This window comes from Streptomyces pseudovenezuelae (assembly GCF_001513955.1).
In the GTDB taxonomy this organism is placed as follows: domain Bacteria; phylum Actinomycetota; class Actinomycetes; order Streptomycetales; family Streptomycetaceae; genus Streptomyces; species Streptomyces pseudovenezuelae.
This window is the reverse complement of sequence record NZ_KQ948147.1, coordinates 690,842-704,103: the sequence shown is the minus strand read 5'-3', so window position 1 is coordinate 704,103 and position 13,262 is coordinate 690,842. Positions and strand designations below refer to the sequence as shown.

Genomic DNA, 13,262 nt, shown 5'->3' with positions numbered 1-13,262 from the left:
GAACCTTCCCTCCAGGCCGACCAGTCGGTATGTTCACGGGACCCCGGATCGCGGTGTCGCGGTCCGGGTTTCCGGCGACGACGGAGGGCCCATGTCCGAGTACCGGCCGGCTGTCCACGGCCACTGCGACGAGCGCTTCGCGGCCGTACGGACGGCGTTCGAGGAAAACTTCCGAGACCGTGCCGAGCTGGGCGCCGCGGTGTGCGTCACGGTCGGCGGCGAGATGGTCGTGGACCTGTGGGGCGGCTGGGCCGACGCGGCCCGCACCCGCCCCTGGGAGCACGACACGCTGGTCAACGTGTGGTCGACGACGAAGGGCCCGACGGCCCTGTGCGCCCATCTCCTCGCCGACCGGGGCCTGCTCGACCTCGACGCCCCGGTGGCCGCGTACTGGCCGGAGTTCGCCGCGGCGGGCAAGGAGCGGGTTCTGGTACGGCACCTGCTGTCGCACCGGGCCGGGCTGTCCGGACTGCGCGAGCCCCACACCCTGGCCGAGCTCTTCGACTGGGAACTGACGACACGGCGGCTCGCGGCGACGGAGCCCTGGTGGGAGCCGGGCACGGTGTCCGGTTACCACGCGTTCACGTACGGCTTCCTGGTCGGCGAGGTCGTCCGGCGGGTCTCGGGGCTGCTGCCGGGCGCCTTCCTGGAGCGGGAGGTGACGGGGCCGCTCGGCATCGACTTCACCGTCGGCCTGCCGGAGAAGGAGGCCGGCCGGGCCGCCGAGCTGGTGCATCCGCCCGCCGCGTCGGCGAGCGAACAGGCGGCGGTCTTCGCCCAGTTGACTCCCGCGGCGCTCGCCGCCCTGACCAACCCCCTGGTGGGCGCCGCGGAGGCGAACACGCCCGAGTGGCGGGCCGCCGAGATCCCCGCCGCGAACGGCCACGGCACGGCCCGGGCCGTCACCGCGCTCTACGGCATCTTCGCGGGCCACGGCTCCCACGGCGGCCACCGCGTCCTGTCCGCCGAGGCCGCCGAGCGGGTCCGGGAGAGCCAGGGCAGGTGCCGCGACCTGGTGCTCGGAGCGGGACTCGACAGGGAGACGGAGCTCGGGCTCGGTCTGTGGCTGAGCGGGCCGAACGGCTCGTACGGGCCCAATCCGCGGGCCTTCGGGCACGACGGCTTCGGCGGGTCGTGCGGTCTGGCCGATCCGGAGGCGGGTGTCGCGCTGGGCTATGTGATGAACCGGATGGGGCCGCACATCGCCGACGACCCGCGGAAGACGGCACTGATCGAGGCGTTGTACAGCGCCCTGTGAGCGCGGGGCCCCGCCACCGGCCTCAGGGACGCTCGCCGCGCACCACGCGGGACTGGCGGCCCAGTGCCAGCAGACGGCCGCCGGCCGCCCAGACAGCGCTGTCGTCGACGGCCCAGCCGGCGCCCGCGTGATCGGTCCTGATCCGCACGAGACTCCAGCCGTCACCGGCGCTCTCGTCGACGGCGTCGGTGAAGTGGACGGTGAGTTCCGCGCTGGGCACGGGACGCGGGCTGCGCCAGACGGCGTACAGCGCGGGCGGGAGCACATCGGTGAGGGTGACCACCGCTCCCGCGTCGAGCGGCCGGCCGTCCGTGAACCGCACCCAGGCCAGCAGCTCCGCCCGCTCACCACCGGCCAGCGGGAGGTCGGCGGTGGCGGGCCGTATCTCCAGCTGCCGGGCGAAGGGCGCCAGCCGGCCCGGCAACTCGACGGCCCGGCGGTCCTCGGGACCGGGCACGTCCGGGGCGGGCTGTCCGTCGTACGACGTCCCCGGGCGCCCGGAGCCGAACAGGGCCGATCCGACGACGACCGGCAGGCCGTCCTGGTGACCGGAGAAGACGCAGGCGGCCGTGCGGCGCCCGGAGGCGGGCACGGCGCCCGAGACGTGCAACGGACCGGCGGCGGCCGGAGCCAGGAAGTGCGTGGTCAGCGTACGCACGGGCTGGTCTCCCCCGGCGAACTGCGCGCGTACGGCCGCCAGGGCGACAGCGGCGACATGACCGCCGTGCGCCCCCTCCCATGACCGCCACAGAGGGTCGATCCGCGTCTCATGCTCGGTGGATGTGGTCACGCGCCTCACCATAACCTGGCGAGTTGGAAAATCAAACGAGTAAGTTGGAAATTCGGACCGACTAGTCCGGGCGCCTCGCCACGACCATCCGGACCCGCGGACTGCCGTCCCGGCGCACACCGAACTCGGGCAGGGCGTGCAGGTCCACCCGAAGCCCCGCCCATTCCAGCTCCCGTCGCACGTCCCCGAGCCGGAAGGCCCGGTAGTACATGACGAACGGCGGTCGCCACAGGGCGTTGCGCACCCGCATCACGGCGTCGAACCCATGGAGCATCCAGTAGGCGGGGGACGACGGCCGGGGCGGGGCGACGATCGGGAAGGCGAAGCAGCCGCCCGGGCGCAGCACGGCGCGAACCTGGGCGAACAGTCCGGGCAGTTCGCGGGGCAGGAAGTGGCCGAAGGCCCCGAAGCTCACGACCAGGTCGAAGGAGGCGGGGGCGAACGGGAGGGCACGCGCGTCCCCCCGCACCCAGGACAGGCGCGGCCCCTGGGACCGGGTCCGCTTCCGGGCCACGTCGAGCATCCCGGCGCTGAAGTCGACCCCGGTCACGCTCCCCCGGCAGACCCGCGTCAGCGCCCCGGCCCCGGCGCCGGTGCCGCAGCACAGGTCGAGGCCGGAGTCGAAGGGGCCCGTCCGGCGCAGCGCGGACGCGACGGCGTCCAGCACCGCGTCGGGCGTACGGAAGGGAGTGTGGTCGAACTTGGGGGCGAGCAGGTCGTAGCCGCGCTCGACGGACGACATCGCCTGGACGGCGAGTTCGCGGAGGCTGGGGCCTTCTGGGCTGAACACCGCGTCAGCTTAGGGGAGCGCGGCGTTTCAGGATGGCCAGCGCGCGCTCGCACCAGCGGACGGTCTCCGTTTCCAGGGCGATTCCGCCCAGGAGCGTGAGGTAGGGGCCGATCCGGTCGACCTCCGCGAGGTACCGCTCCTCGGTGCGGCCGTCGAGGAACCGGTCGCGGACCCGCTCGTAGCGGGCGAGTTTGCCGCGCGCCCAGGACAGGCGCTCCTCGAACAGCGCCCGGGTGACCTCGGGATCGACGCCGTCCATGGCCTGGATCTTGATCAGGAACTCGTCACGGAGAGCGGCAGGCCTGCGGGGCGGTTCGGCGGCGAACGCGCTCAGCTCGCGCCGGCCGGTCTCGGTGAGGGTGAACAGCCGCTTGTTCGGCCTGCGTTCCTGCTGCACCACCCGTGCCTCGATCAGCCCGTCCTGCGCGAGGCGCTCCAGCTCGCGGTAGAGCTGCTGAGGGGTCGCGGGCCAGAAGTTCGCCAGCGAGACGTCGAAGACCTTGGAGAGTTCGTAGCCCGAGGCCTCACCCTCCAGCAGAGCGGCCAGGACGGCGTACTTGAGCGACATATGGACAGGCTAGCAGCGGGTGATTAATCTACTCCACACCTACTCAACAAATTGACTATGGAGACATGATGCGAGCGTTCCGGGAAGCGGTCGAGGCGGGGGACCTCGGCGCGGTGGAGGCGTTGCTGGCCGAGGACGTGGTCTTCACGAGTCCGGTGGTGTTCAAGCCGTACGAGGGCAAGGCCATCACGGCGGCGATCCTGGGCGCGGTCGTCAAGGTCTTCGAGGACTTCCGCTATGTGAGCGAGCTGAGCAGCGAGGACGGCCGCGACCACGCGCTGGTGTTCGCGACCCGGGTCGGTGAACGGGCGCTGGACGGCTGCGACTTCATCCATGTCGACGAGAACGGCCTGATCGACCGGTTCATGGTGATGGTCCGTCCGCTGTCGGGGGCCCAGGCTCTGGCGGCGGCGATGGGGGCGCGGTTCGAGGAGATCGCGAAGGAGGCGGCGGCAAGGGAGTCGGAAGCGAGGACCGCCTCCTGATCGCACGCCGCCCACCGACGAACGCGTCCTACGCCGATCGACACTCCGCGAGCCGCCTTTCGAGGAAGTGCCGCTCGGCGTCGTTCTCCACCAGTTCAAGAGCCCGCTCGTAGGCCCGGGCCGCCTCGGTCCTGCGGCCGCTGCGGCGCAGCAGGTCGGCGCGCGTGGCGGGGAGCAGGTGGTAGCCGTTCAGCTCGCCCTCCCGCTCCAGTTCGGCGACCAGGGCGAGCCCCGCGTCGGGGCCGTCGGCCATACCGAGGGCCACCGCGCGGTTGAGGCGGACCACCGGGGACGGCACGAGGCGCGCCAACTCGCCGTAGAGCGCGGCGATGTCGGCCCAGTCGGTGTCCGCGGCCGTGGCGGCGGTGGTGTGGCAGGCGGCGATGGCGGCCTGGATCTGGTAGGGCCCGGGACGGCCGCGCCGCAGTGCCGTCTCCAGCAGGGCGGCGCCCTCCTCGACCTCCGCGTGGTCCCACGCCGTGCGGTCCTGGTCCTCCAGCGTCACCAGTTCGCCGTCCGCGTCCACGCGGGTCTCGCGGCGGGCGTCGTGCAGGAGGAGCAGCGCGAGCAGGCCCAGGGCCTCGGGCTCGTCGGGCATGAGGCGGGCCAGGACACGGGCCAGCCGGACCGCCTCCGCGCACAGGTTCCGTCGTACGAGATCGGCGCCCGAGGTGGCCGCGTACCCCTCGTTGAACAGCAGGTAGATCACGCCGAGCACGCCGGTCGTGCGCTCGGGCAGCAGATGGGCGGGCGGCACGCGGTAGGGGATGCCGGCGTTGCGGATCTTCTTCTTGGCCCGCACCAGGCGCTGGGCCATGGTCGCCTCGGGGACGAGGAAGGCGCGGGCGATCTCCGGTGTGGTCAGTCCGGCCAGGGTGCGCAGGGTCAGCGCCACCCGGGCCTCGATGTGCAGCGCCGGGTGGCAGCAGGTGAAGATCAGGCGCAGTCGGTCGTCGTGGACACCGCTGTCGTCGTACGGCTCCTCGGGGGCCGTGAGCATCGCCGCCTCCTGCAGTTTCCGCGCTCCGACGGCCTCCCGGCGCAGCACGTCCATGGCCCGGTGGCGGGCGGTCGTGGTGAGCCAGGCGCCGGGGCGGCGCGGGACGCCGTCGCGCCGCCACCGGTCGAGGGCCTGGGCGAAGGCGTCCTGCGCGCACTCCTCGGCGAGGTCCCAGTCGCCGGTCACCCGGATCAGGGTGGCGAGGACCTGGCCCCACTCCTCCCGGAAGGCGGCGGCGACGGCCTCTTCCGGGGTCACCGGTTCACTCCCACACCGGCCGTACCTCCACCGAGCCGCCGCCGAGCGCGGCCGGGTGCCGGGACGCGAGGGAGATCGCCTCGTCCAGGTCGGCGACCTCGATGATGTCGATGCCGGCGATGTACTCCTTGGACTCCACGAACGGGCCGTCGGTGAGCAGCACCTCGTCACCCTGGACGCGCACGGTGGTGGCGTCGGAGGCCGGGCGCAGCCGGGCGCCGCCCTTGACGACGTCCCGGCTGCGGACCTCCTCGATGTAGGAGGTGAAACGGGGGTCCTCGGCGATCTCGGCGGGGCTGAGCTCCTCGCCGGCGACGGGGGTGCAGATCAGCAGGGCGTACTTCATGACGTGGCCTCCGTGACGTGCTCGTGGACGATCAGCCAGCGCGGACCGACGTTGCGGTAGCCGGTGGTCACGCGCAGCAGGGTGTCGCCGGTGCGGACGAGGGCGTGGCCGAACGCGACGCTCTCGTCGACGTGGACGGCGGACTCCAACACCTCTCGGGCGACCGGGGCCGTCGCCGACCAGGCCTTGCGGAGCTCCTCGACGCCCCGGTGGGGCCGGCCCCTGTCCACGACCTGCGCGTCCCGCGCGTAGCAGGCGAGCAGCCGCTCCACGTCCCCCGCGCGCGCCGCGTCGGTCAGGGCGGCGTCGAGCCGGCGGATCTCCGCCTCGCCGTCCTCGTCCTCCCAGAACGGCCGTACCTCCATGGCTCCGACGGTCGCCACGGGGTGCTGTGCGGCCGCCTGGACCGCCTCCTCCAGGCTGTCGCACTCCAGGATGTCGAATCCGGCGACGTACTCCTTGGTCTCCGCGAAGGGCCCGTCGGTGCGCAGCACCTCACCGCCGCGCACCCGCACGGTGACGGCATCCGCGGGCAGGGCGAGCCGGTGTCCGTGCAGGCGTGCACGGCGGTCGCCGAGCTCCTCGACCCAGGGTTCGACGGGGGCCATGCCCGAGGCGTCGTTGGTGTCGTCGCCGCAGACGAGCAGCATGTACTTCATGGATCCTCCCGGTCCTCATGAGCTTCCTACACCCACCCGACGAACGGCACCGGCCCGAATCGACACCGGCTCGCGGAAAAAAGTCCCGCTCCACGATTGGATGGGCTCATGACGTCCGACGAGCACGCTCGGCTGATGCGGGTCAACCAGGCCAACTGGGACGCCCGCACCCCCGTCCACCTCGCCAGCCGGTTCTACGGCCTCGACCAGGACCTCGATCCGGAGCGCTGGTTCGCCGCCTTCGAGTGGGCGGACCTCGGCGAGCTCACCGGCCGTGACGTGCTCCATCTGCAGTGCCATCTCGGCACGGAGACGGTCGCCCTCGCCCGCCGTGGCGCCCGGGCCGTGGGCCTGGACTTCTCCACGGCCTCCGTCGCGGCCGCTCAGGGGATCGCGGCGCGGGCGGGCGTGGACGCCGAGTTCGTGCGGGCGAACGTGTACGACGCCGTCGAGGCGCTGGGAGGACGGCAGTTCGACGTCGTGTACACCGGGAAGGGCGCGCTGTGTTATCTGCCGGACCTGGAACGGTGGGCGGAGGTGATCGCCCGGCTGCTGCGCCCGGGCGGGCTGTTGTACGTGGTCGAGTTCCATCCGCTGCTCAACTCGCTGGGCCCCAAACCCGCCCCGGACGAAGGGCCGGAACTCCTCCTGCGCCACGACTACCTGGGCGGCGACGGCCCCGTGCGCCGGGACGCCACCCACACCTACACCGACGGTCCGGCCGTCGAGGGCGCCACGGAGAGCTTCGAGTGGATGCACGGAATAGGAGAGGTCGTCACGGCGTTGACGGGGGCGGGACTGAGCGTCCGCAGCCTCCGCGAGAGCGATGAGCTGCCCTGGCCGCGCTGGCCGCGGATGACCCGCACGCCGTCCGGCTGGTGGCGGCTCCCCGAGCCGCGGATCCCGCTGCTGTACGGACTCCTCGCCACACGCTGAGTCGCCGTGGTACCGTCCTGCTAGCACTTGTGTACGCCCGTTTCGGGGCGCCGGTGCCAGTTCTCTCTCACCTCGCCGGTCGTCGTACCGGCTTCTCCTCAGTACCTCGCAGATTCCGCGGGTGCTGTCTTCCGCCGCCCGAAGGCGTGGTCCGCCTTCCCTCTCGCGGCTTCCCCCTCCTTGCGCATGTCCCATGCCTTCCGTCCTCGAAAGGACACACCTCATGACCATCACACTCGATACCCCTCCGGTTCATCAGCAGCCTCCGGTCCGTGCCGTCACCGGCGTCCTCGACATCGACGCCGGCGGGAAGGGGCACCTGCGCGCCGCGAGCCTGCTGCCCTCGCCCTCCGACCTCCAGGTCTCCCCCGCCCTCATCCGCCGGTTCGGCCTGCGCAAGGGGGACGTCGTCGACGGGGTGCGCGGCACCCAGCGCGCCCTCACCGAGGTCGCCCGGGTCAACGGCCAGGAACCCGGCCGCAACCGCCACGCCTTCCACGACCTCACGCCCCTGCACCCGCGCGAGCGCATCCGGCTCGAACACCCGGCGTCCGGCCTGACCGGACGGGTCGCCGATCTGATCGCGCCCGTCGGCAAGGGCCAGCGCGGGCTGATCGTGGCCCCGCCCAAGACCGGCAAGACGGTCCTGCTCCAGCAGATCGCGGCCGCTGTCGCCGGCAACCACCCGGAGTGCCGCCTGATGGTGGTGCTGCTCGACGAACGCCCCGAGGAAGTCACCGACATGCGGCGCTCCGTGCGCGGCGAGGTGTACGCCTCGACGTTCGACCGCACACCCAAGCAGCACATCGCGCTCGCCGAGCTGGTCATCGAGCGGGCCAAGCGGCTCGTCGAGGCCGGCGAGGACGTCGTGATCCTGCTCGACTCCCTGACCCGGCTGTGCCGGGCCCACAACAACGCGGCCCCCGGCAACGGCCGCACCCTCAGCGGCGGCGTCGACGCGACCGCGCTGATCGGGCCGAAGAAGTTCTTCGGCGCCGCCCGGCTCGCCGAGGAGGGCGGCTCGCTCACCATCCTCGCCACCGCCCTGGTGGAGACCGGCTCGCGCGCCGACGACTTCTACTTCGAGGAGCTCAAGAGCACCGGCAACATGGAGCTCCGCCTGGACCGCGAACTCGCCTCCCGCCGTGTCTTCCCGGCCGTCGCGGTCAACCCCTCGGGCACCCGTCGCGAGGAACGCCTGCTGACTCCGGCGGAGTTGACCGCCGTACGAGGACTGCGGCGGGCGCTGCAGAACGGTGACGGCCAGGGCAACCTGGAGACGCTCCTCCAGCGGATGCGCGAGACGCCGGACAACGCGACCTTCCTGCGCCGCATCCAGCCGACCCTGCCCGCCGCCTGACGGACCGCCATCCCCCGTCCGGGTGCTCACGCGCCCCGCACGGCCCGGGCACCGCGGTGTACGGGCGGTCCGTTCCTAGCTTTGCAGTATGACTATCGGATTTCCCTCCCGGGTTGCCGTCTCGGCCTGCGCACTGTGCATGACGGGGCTGCTGGTGTTCGCCCCCGCGACGGCGGCCGCGCGCACGGGCTCCGACCCCGGCGCGCCACCGCCCGCGGCCGCCGCACCCGCCCTCCTGTACCGGCCCGGTGTCCAGGTCCGGCCGCACCCCGGAGTGCCCCGGGTGCCGGAGGTGTCCGCGCTGTCGTGGGTGGTGGCCGACGCCCGCAGCGGGGAGGTCCTCGCGGCCCACGACGCCCACCGCAGGCTGCCGCCGGCCAGCACGCTCAAGACCCTGTTCGCCCTGACCGTCCTGCCCGGGCTGCCCGGCGGCCTCCGGCACACCGTCGGTGCGGACGAACTCGCCGGCATCGGGCCGGGCAGCAGTCTCGTCGGGGTCGCCGAGGGACAGACCTACCAGGTGGCCGACCTGTGGCGCGGCGTCTTCCTCAACTCCGGCAACGACGCCGTGCACGTCCTGGCCGGGCTCAGCGGCGGCTGGAGCGCCACGGCCGCCCGGATGCAGGCCAAGGCGCGTGCCCTGGGCGCCCGGGACACCCACGTCCGCTCCCCCGACGGCTACGACACACCGGGCCAGGTCTCCTCGGCGTACGACCTCGCGGTCTTCGGGCGGGCGGGGCTGCGCAACGCGGACTTCGCGCGGTACTGCGGCACGGCCGAGGCGCAGTTCCCCGGCCGGGGCGGCTGGTCGTACGGCATCCGGAACACCAACCGGCTGCTGACCGGTGCCGACGGGGTGGAGCCCTACGACGGGCTGATCGGGATCAAGAACGGCTACACCAGCCACGCCGGCAACACGCTCGTCGCCGCCGCCCGCCGGGGCGACCGGACGCTCGTCGTGACGGTGATGAACCCTCAGTCGGGCGGCGGCTTCACGGTCTACGAGGAGGCGCGCGCGCTGCTCGACTGGGGGTTCGGCGCGGCCGGACGGGTGGAGCCGGTGGGCTCGCTGGACGCGCTCCGGGCGAGGCCGCAGCCCGGGCCCGAGGCGGCGCCGGTCGCGGCGGCCGTCGCACCGGAGGCCGACGGGCCCGGCTGGCTGGAGACCTGGGCCATCCTGGGCGCCGCAGGGCTCGGCGCGGGTTCGATGGCGTTGGCGCTGCGGGCCCGGTTCGGGCGGGCTGCGGCCGGCTGACCCACCGGCAGCCGCAGCAACAGGCCGAGGGTGACCCAGGTGTAGAGGTTGCTGCCGAGAAAGCCGTCGACGCCCGACGCGTCGTCGAACCACAGCCACACCACACTGGTGCACAGCACGGCGTACAGGGCGCCCGCGATCCGCGGGTGCCCGGTACGCACGAGAACGGCGAAGGACGGCAGCAGCCACACCAGGTGGTGCACCCAGGTGATCGGGCTGACCAGACAGGCGGTCAGCCCGGTCAGCGCGAACGCGGCCGCCCAGTCCCCCGCCGCCACGGCCCGCCGTGCCCGTACGGCCCACACGCCCAGGGTCAGCAGCACGGCCACCGCCCAGAGCGCGCGGTCCGTCTCCCCGAGGCGGGCCAGGATGCCCTGCAGCGACTGGTTCGAGACATAGTCCAGGCGGCCCACCCTGCTCGTGTCCCACAGCGCGTCGGTCCAGTAGAAGCGCGAGGCGTCCGGCGCCACGAGGGCCGCGAACCCCGTCGCCGTCAGGGCCACGACCGTGGCGACCGCCGCCGCGCGCCCACGCCGGGCGAGCAGCAGCAGGCCGATGAAGATCGCCGGTGTGAGCTTCACCGCGGCGGCCAGGCCGATCCCGGCACCGGCCCATCGTTCCCGGCCGGTGGCGAGCAGCCACGCGTCGACGAGGACGAGGGCCAGCAGCAGGAGGTTGACCTGGCCGAAGCTGAAGGTGTCCCGCAGCGGTTCGAACAGCGCGAGCGCGCAGGCGCCCAGGGCACAGCCGTACCAGCCGTGGCGCCGCCAGGCCCGGCCGGTGAGCAGGCGTACGACCACGGCCAGCGCCGCCAGGTTGAGCAGCAGGCCCACCGCGATCGCGGCGCGCAGGTCGAGCAGGGCCATCGGGAGCATGGCGACGGCCGCGAACGGCGGGTAGGTGAAGCCGTACGCCGTCCCCGGCACCCGGTAGTCGTAGAGCCGTCCGCCGTGGTGGACCCAGGTGTCGACGGCTCCGTGGTAGACGCGCAGGTCGAACCAGTCGCGCAGGAGCGGCACGGTCGCCGTGAACACGGTGACGACCGTGCCGGCGGCGAGGACCAGCAGCAGCCGTCCGCGGTCCGTGGCCGGCGCCCTCATGCCGTACGCCCTGCGGCCGGGGCCTGGGCCGTCTGGTGGGCTTGGACGAGCACGACGAGGGCGAGGACCCCTCCGGAGACGGCGAGGACGAGTTGCCCGGCGTCGGCCGAGCCACCGCTCGGGAGGGTGGCGAGCGCGAGCACGCCCGTCACGGCGGCCACCCGGTGGCGTACCGAGGCGCTGGGCGCGGCGGCCGCTATGAGGAACAGCCCCCACAGCGCGTACCAGGGCCGGATCGCCGGGCCGAGGGCGGCGACCGTGGCCAGGCTCAGGCCGAGGGCGTAGACGGGTCGCGGACGCAGGCGCAGCCAGGTGTGGCCGATGACGGCGACGGCGGTGACGATGCCGAGCGCGTGCCAGAACGGGACGGCCAGCGGGGCCAGATCGCTGCCGAGCCGTTCCAGCAGGGCCGCGGTGGCACGGCCGAGGAGGCTGGTGAGGGCCCAGTTCCCGGACGACACCGGGGTGTTGAGGGCGCCGATCCAGCCGTAGCCGGTGCCGGCGACGGCGGTCGCGGCGACGGTGGTGGCGGCCGCCGCGGCGAGGGCCGTCAGAGCGGCTTTCACCGGGCGGTCGCCGGCCCGGACGCGCAGCACGACGATCGCGGCGAGTCCCAGCACGGCGGGGGCCTTGACCAGGGCGGCGAGTGTCACGAGCACGGCACCCAGGATCGGCCACCGGCCGAGGGCGGCGACCAGGCCGAGGCCGAGCAGACCGAGCATGACGGCGTCGTTGTGGGCACCGGCGACCAGGTGCAGCAGGACGAGCGGATTGAGGGCGCCGAGCCAGAGCGCCGCGGCCGGATCGGCACCGCTGTGGCGGGCCAGCCGCGGCAGCGCGGCCGCCATCAGGGCCACACCGAGCAGGGCGACGAGCCGCAACCCGAACAGGCCGGCGGGGAGTTCACCGCGGGACAGTCTGGCCAGCGCGGAGGCCAGGCCGAGGAACACGGGGCCGTACGGGGCACCCGTGTCGCGCCACATGGGGGCCACCTCGTCCGCGAGGGGGCCGCCGAGCAGGGCGGGGCCGTGGGCGTAGACGTCCATGTGGGCGTCGGCCATGGCGCCTTGGGCGAGGTAGCTGTAGACGTCCCGGCTGAACAGCGGCGGGGCGAGCAGCAGCGGAATCGACCAGACGACGAGGACGGCCATGAGCTCACGCGGGCCGGGCCGCCGGTCGGGGCTGCGCACCAGCCGGCCGAGGAGGAGCCAGGCCGCGATCAGCAGGACGAGGCCGAAGTAGGCACCGACCAGACCCAGAGCCGCCTGGGGCGAGGCCGGGGTGAGGAGTTCACGGACGGGGAGGGCTCCCGCGCTCTCCCCACCCGCGGCGAGGAAGGCGGTGCCGACCAGTCCGAGGATCCGGCAGCGGCGAAGATCGACGGGAACGTTGGCCAACACATCGGCAGCGTGTCAGTCGTGGGTGGCTGGAAAGCGACGAGGTGGCGACCGGGGTGTGACCGGTGCGTGGTCGGGCGCGGGCGCGCTCCCCCGCCTCAGAACACGGAGAGACCCGTCAGCGTCGTGAACCTGTCCAGGGCCGCCACTCCCGCCACGGAGTTGCCGCGTTCGTCCAGGCCCGGACTCCACACGCACAGCGTGCAACGGCCGGGGACCACCGCGATGATCCCGCCGCCCACTCCGCTCTTGCCGGGGAGCCCCACCCGGTAGGCGAAGTCGCCCGCCGCGTCGTACGTGCCGCAGGTCAGCATGATCGCGTTGATCTGTTTGGCCTGGCTGAGGGTGAGCAGGCGGGTGCCGTCGGCGCGGATGCCGTGGCGGGCCAGGAAGGTGGTGGCGAGAGCCAGGTCGGCGCAGGACGCCTTGACGGAGCACTGACGGAAGTACTGGTCGAGCAGGACCGGGATGTCGTTGTCGATGTTGTCGTAGGCGGCCATGAAGTGGGCCAGGGCCGCGTTGCGGTCGCCGTGGGCGGCCTCGGAGGCGGCCACCTCCTCGTCGAAGTCCAGGGCCGGGTTGCCGCTCTCCTCGCGCAGGAACGACAGCAGTTCGCCCGCCGCGTCCGCGGTACGGCTGTGGAGTCGGTCGGTGACGACGAGGGCGCCCGCGTTGATGAACGGGTTGCGCGGGATGCCGTTCTCGTACTCCAGCTGCACCAGGGAGTTGAAGGGGTTGCCGGAGGGTTCGCGGCCCACGTGCTCCCAGAGTTCGTCGCCCTCGCGGGCCAGGTCGAGCGCGAGGGTGAAGACCTTGGTGATGGACTGCGTCGAGAACGGCTCGCGCCAGTCCCCGACGCCGTACACCGTGCCGTCCAGCTCCGCGACGGCCATGCCGAAGCTGCGCGGGTCGCAGGCGGCGAGTGCCGGGATGTAGTCGGCCGGCGTGCCCCTGGCCGGGGTCCGCTCGATCTCCTCGGCGATGCGCTCCAGGACCGGCTGGAAGGTGAGCGACGACGTCGTTGTCATGATCACTATTGTGCCTCCGGGCCGGTCCTGGT

Annotated in this window: 13 protein-coding genes and 1 pseudogene; 5 read left to right on the top strand and 9 right to left on the bottom strand. The window is 73.1% G+C overall.

All coding sequences use genetic code 11. From position 1 onward, the window contains the following. Positions 1 to 91: 91 nt before the first annotated feature. The gene (locus tag AQI94_RS19435) at positions 92 to 1,258 is read left to right on the top strand and encodes an EstA family serine hydrolase (protein WP_031048707.1); all 1,167 of its coding nucleotides are present in this window, start codon (positions 92 to 94) and stop codon (positions 1,256 to 1,258) included. Between the two features lie 22 nt (positions 1,259 to 1,280). Here AQI94_RS19435 and AQI94_RS19430 read toward each other — a convergent pair whose 3' ends face one another. From AQI94_RS19430 to AQI94_RS19420, 3 genes are all read right to left on the bottom strand, one after another. After that, positions 1,281 to 2,048, bottom strand: coding sequence for an acyl-CoA thioesterase (locus AQI94_RS19430; protein WP_031048705.1), 768 nt, complete (start codon positions 2,046 to 2,048; stop codon positions 1,281 to 1,283). A gap of 61 nt (positions 2,049 to 2,109) precedes the next feature. Further along, on the bottom strand, positions 2,110 to 2,838 hold the full coding sequence (locus tag AQI94_RS19425; RefSeq protein ID WP_031048704.1) for a class I SAM-dependent methyltransferase: 729 nt from the start codon (positions 2,836 to 2,838) through the stop codon (positions 2,110 to 2,112). A 4-nt stretch (positions 2,839 to 2,842) separates the two neighbouring features. Continuing rightward, the gene (locus tag AQI94_RS19420; protein ID WP_031048702.1) at positions 2,843 to 3,406 is read right to left on the bottom strand and encodes a PadR family transcriptional regulator; all 564 of its coding nucleotides are present in this window, start codon (positions 3,404 to 3,406) and stop codon (positions 2,843 to 2,845) included. Positions 3,407 to 3,474: 68 nt separating this feature from the next. Here AQI94_RS19420 and AQI94_RS19415 point away from each other — a divergent pair, with 68 nt between their 5' ends. Next, positions 3,475 to 3,891 carry a nuclear transport factor 2 family protein gene (locus AQI94_RS19415; protein WP_031048700.1) on the top strand — a complete coding sequence of 139 codons (417 nt, stop codon included), beginning with the start codon at positions 3,475 to 3,477 and terminating at the stop codon, positions 3,889 to 3,891. A gap of 28 nt (positions 3,892 to 3,919) precedes the next feature. Here AQI94_RS19415 and AQI94_RS19410 read toward each other — a convergent pair whose 3' ends face one another. From AQI94_RS19410 to AQI94_RS19400, 3 genes are read right to left on the bottom strand one after another with little or no spacing between them, the layout of a single operon-like run. Next, complete coding sequence (locus tag AQI94_RS19410; RefSeq protein WP_031048697.1) at positions 3,920 to 5,149, bottom strand: RNA polymerase sigma factor; 1,230 nt, start codon at positions 5,147 to 5,149, stop codon at positions 3,920 to 3,922. A 4-nt stretch (positions 5,150 to 5,153) separates the two neighbouring features. Next, positions 5,154 to 5,495, bottom strand: a complete 342-nt coding sequence (locus AQI94_RS19405) for a YciI family protein (protein WP_031048695.1) — start codon at positions 5,493 to 5,495, stop codon at positions 5,154 to 5,156. Beyond that, positions 5,492 to 6,154 (bottom strand): YciI family protein, encoded by a 663-nt coding sequence (locus AQI94_RS19400; RefSeq protein ID WP_031048693.1) that lies wholly within the window; start codon positions 6,152 to 6,154, stop codon positions 5,492 to 5,494. The genes AQI94_RS19405 and AQI94_RS19400 overlap by 4 nt, the downstream gene beginning before the upstream one ends. 108 nt (positions 6,155 to 6,262) lie before the next feature. Between AQI94_RS19400 and AQI94_RS19395 the strand changes: the two genes are divergently transcribed. The 3 genes and pseudogenes from AQI94_RS19395 to AQI94_RS45650 form a co-directional block, all read left to right on the top strand. Next, positions 6,263 to 7,090: a class I SAM-dependent methyltransferase gene (locus tag AQI94_RS19395; RefSeq protein ID WP_031048690.1), complete on the top strand. Its 828-nt coding sequence runs from the start codon at positions 6,263 to 6,265 to the stop codon at positions 7,088 to 7,090. Between the two features lie 112 nt (positions 7,091 to 7,202). Then, on the top strand, positions 7,203 to 8,450 hold the full coding sequence (gene rho / locus AQI94_RS19390; RefSeq protein ID WP_404817921.1) for a transcription termination factor Rho: 1,248 nt from the start codon (positions 7,203 to 7,205) through the stop codon (positions 8,448 to 8,450). 88 nt (positions 8,451 to 8,538) lie between these two features. Then, a pseudogene (locus tag AQI94_RS45650) lies at positions 8,539 to 9,366 on the top strand (D-alanyl-D-alanine carboxypeptidase family protein); the annotation flags it as partial. A gap of 83 nt (positions 9,367 to 9,449) precedes the next feature. Here the strand turns inward: AQI94_RS45650 and AQI94_RS19380 are convergent. The 3 genes from AQI94_RS19380 to AQI94_RS19370 form a co-directional block, all read right to left on the bottom strand. Then, the gene (locus AQI94_RS19380; protein ID WP_062229839.1) at positions 9,450 to 10,805 is read right to left on the bottom strand and encodes a glycosyltransferase 87 family protein; all 1,356 of its coding nucleotides are present in this window, start codon (positions 10,803 to 10,805) and stop codon (positions 9,450 to 9,452) included. Then, positions 10,802 to 12,205, bottom strand: a complete 1,404-nt coding sequence (gene mptB, locus AQI94_RS19375) for a polyprenol phosphomannose-dependent alpha 1,6 mannosyltransferase MptB (RefSeq protein WP_062229838.1) — start codon at positions 12,203 to 12,205, stop codon at positions 10,802 to 10,804. The genes AQI94_RS19380 and mptB overlap by 4 nt, the downstream gene beginning before the upstream one ends. Positions 12,206 to 12,300: 95 nt before the next feature. Then, a complete protein-coding gene (locus AQI94_RS19370) occupies positions 12,301 to 13,230 on the bottom strand; it encodes a glutaminase (protein ID WP_031060233.1) in 930 nt (309 codons plus the stop codon). Positions 13,231 to 13,262 lie beyond the last annotated feature (32 nt).

Excerpts from the sequence above, each read along its gene's own strand:
- AQI94_RS19435 (WP_031048707.1), top strand. The coding sequence starts at position 92 with ATGTCCGAGTACCGGCCGGCTGTCCACGGCCACTGCGACGAGCGCTTC.
- AQI94_RS19420 (WP_031048702.1), bottom strand. The coding sequence starts at position 3,406 with ATGTCGCTCAAGTACGCCGTCCTGGCCGCTCTGCTGGAGGGTGAGGCC.
- AQI94_RS19415 (WP_031048700.1), top strand. The coding sequence starts at position 3,475 with ATGCGAGCGTTCCGGGAAGCGGTCGAGGCGGGGGACCTCGGCGCGGTG.
- AQI94_RS19405 (WP_031048695.1), bottom strand. The coding sequence starts at position 5,495 with ATGAAGTACGCCCTGCTGATCTGCACCCCCGTCGCCGGCGAGGAGCTC.
- AQI94_RS19400 (WP_031048693.1), bottom strand. The coding sequence starts at position 6,154 with ATGAAGTACATGCTGCTCGTCTGCGGCGACGACACCAACGACGCCTCG.
- AQI94_RS19395 (WP_031048690.1), top strand. The coding sequence starts at position 6,263 with ATGACGTCCGACGAGCACGCTCGGCTGATGCGGGTCAACCAGGCCAAC.
- AQI94_RS19380 (WP_062229839.1), bottom strand. The coding sequence starts at position 10,805 with ATGAGGGCGCCGGCCACGGACCGCGGACGGCTGCTGCTGGTCCTCGCC.
- AQI94_RS19370 (WP_031060233.1), bottom strand. The coding sequence starts at position 13,230 with ATGACAACGACGTCGTCGCTCACCTTCCAGCCGGTCCTGGAGCGCATC.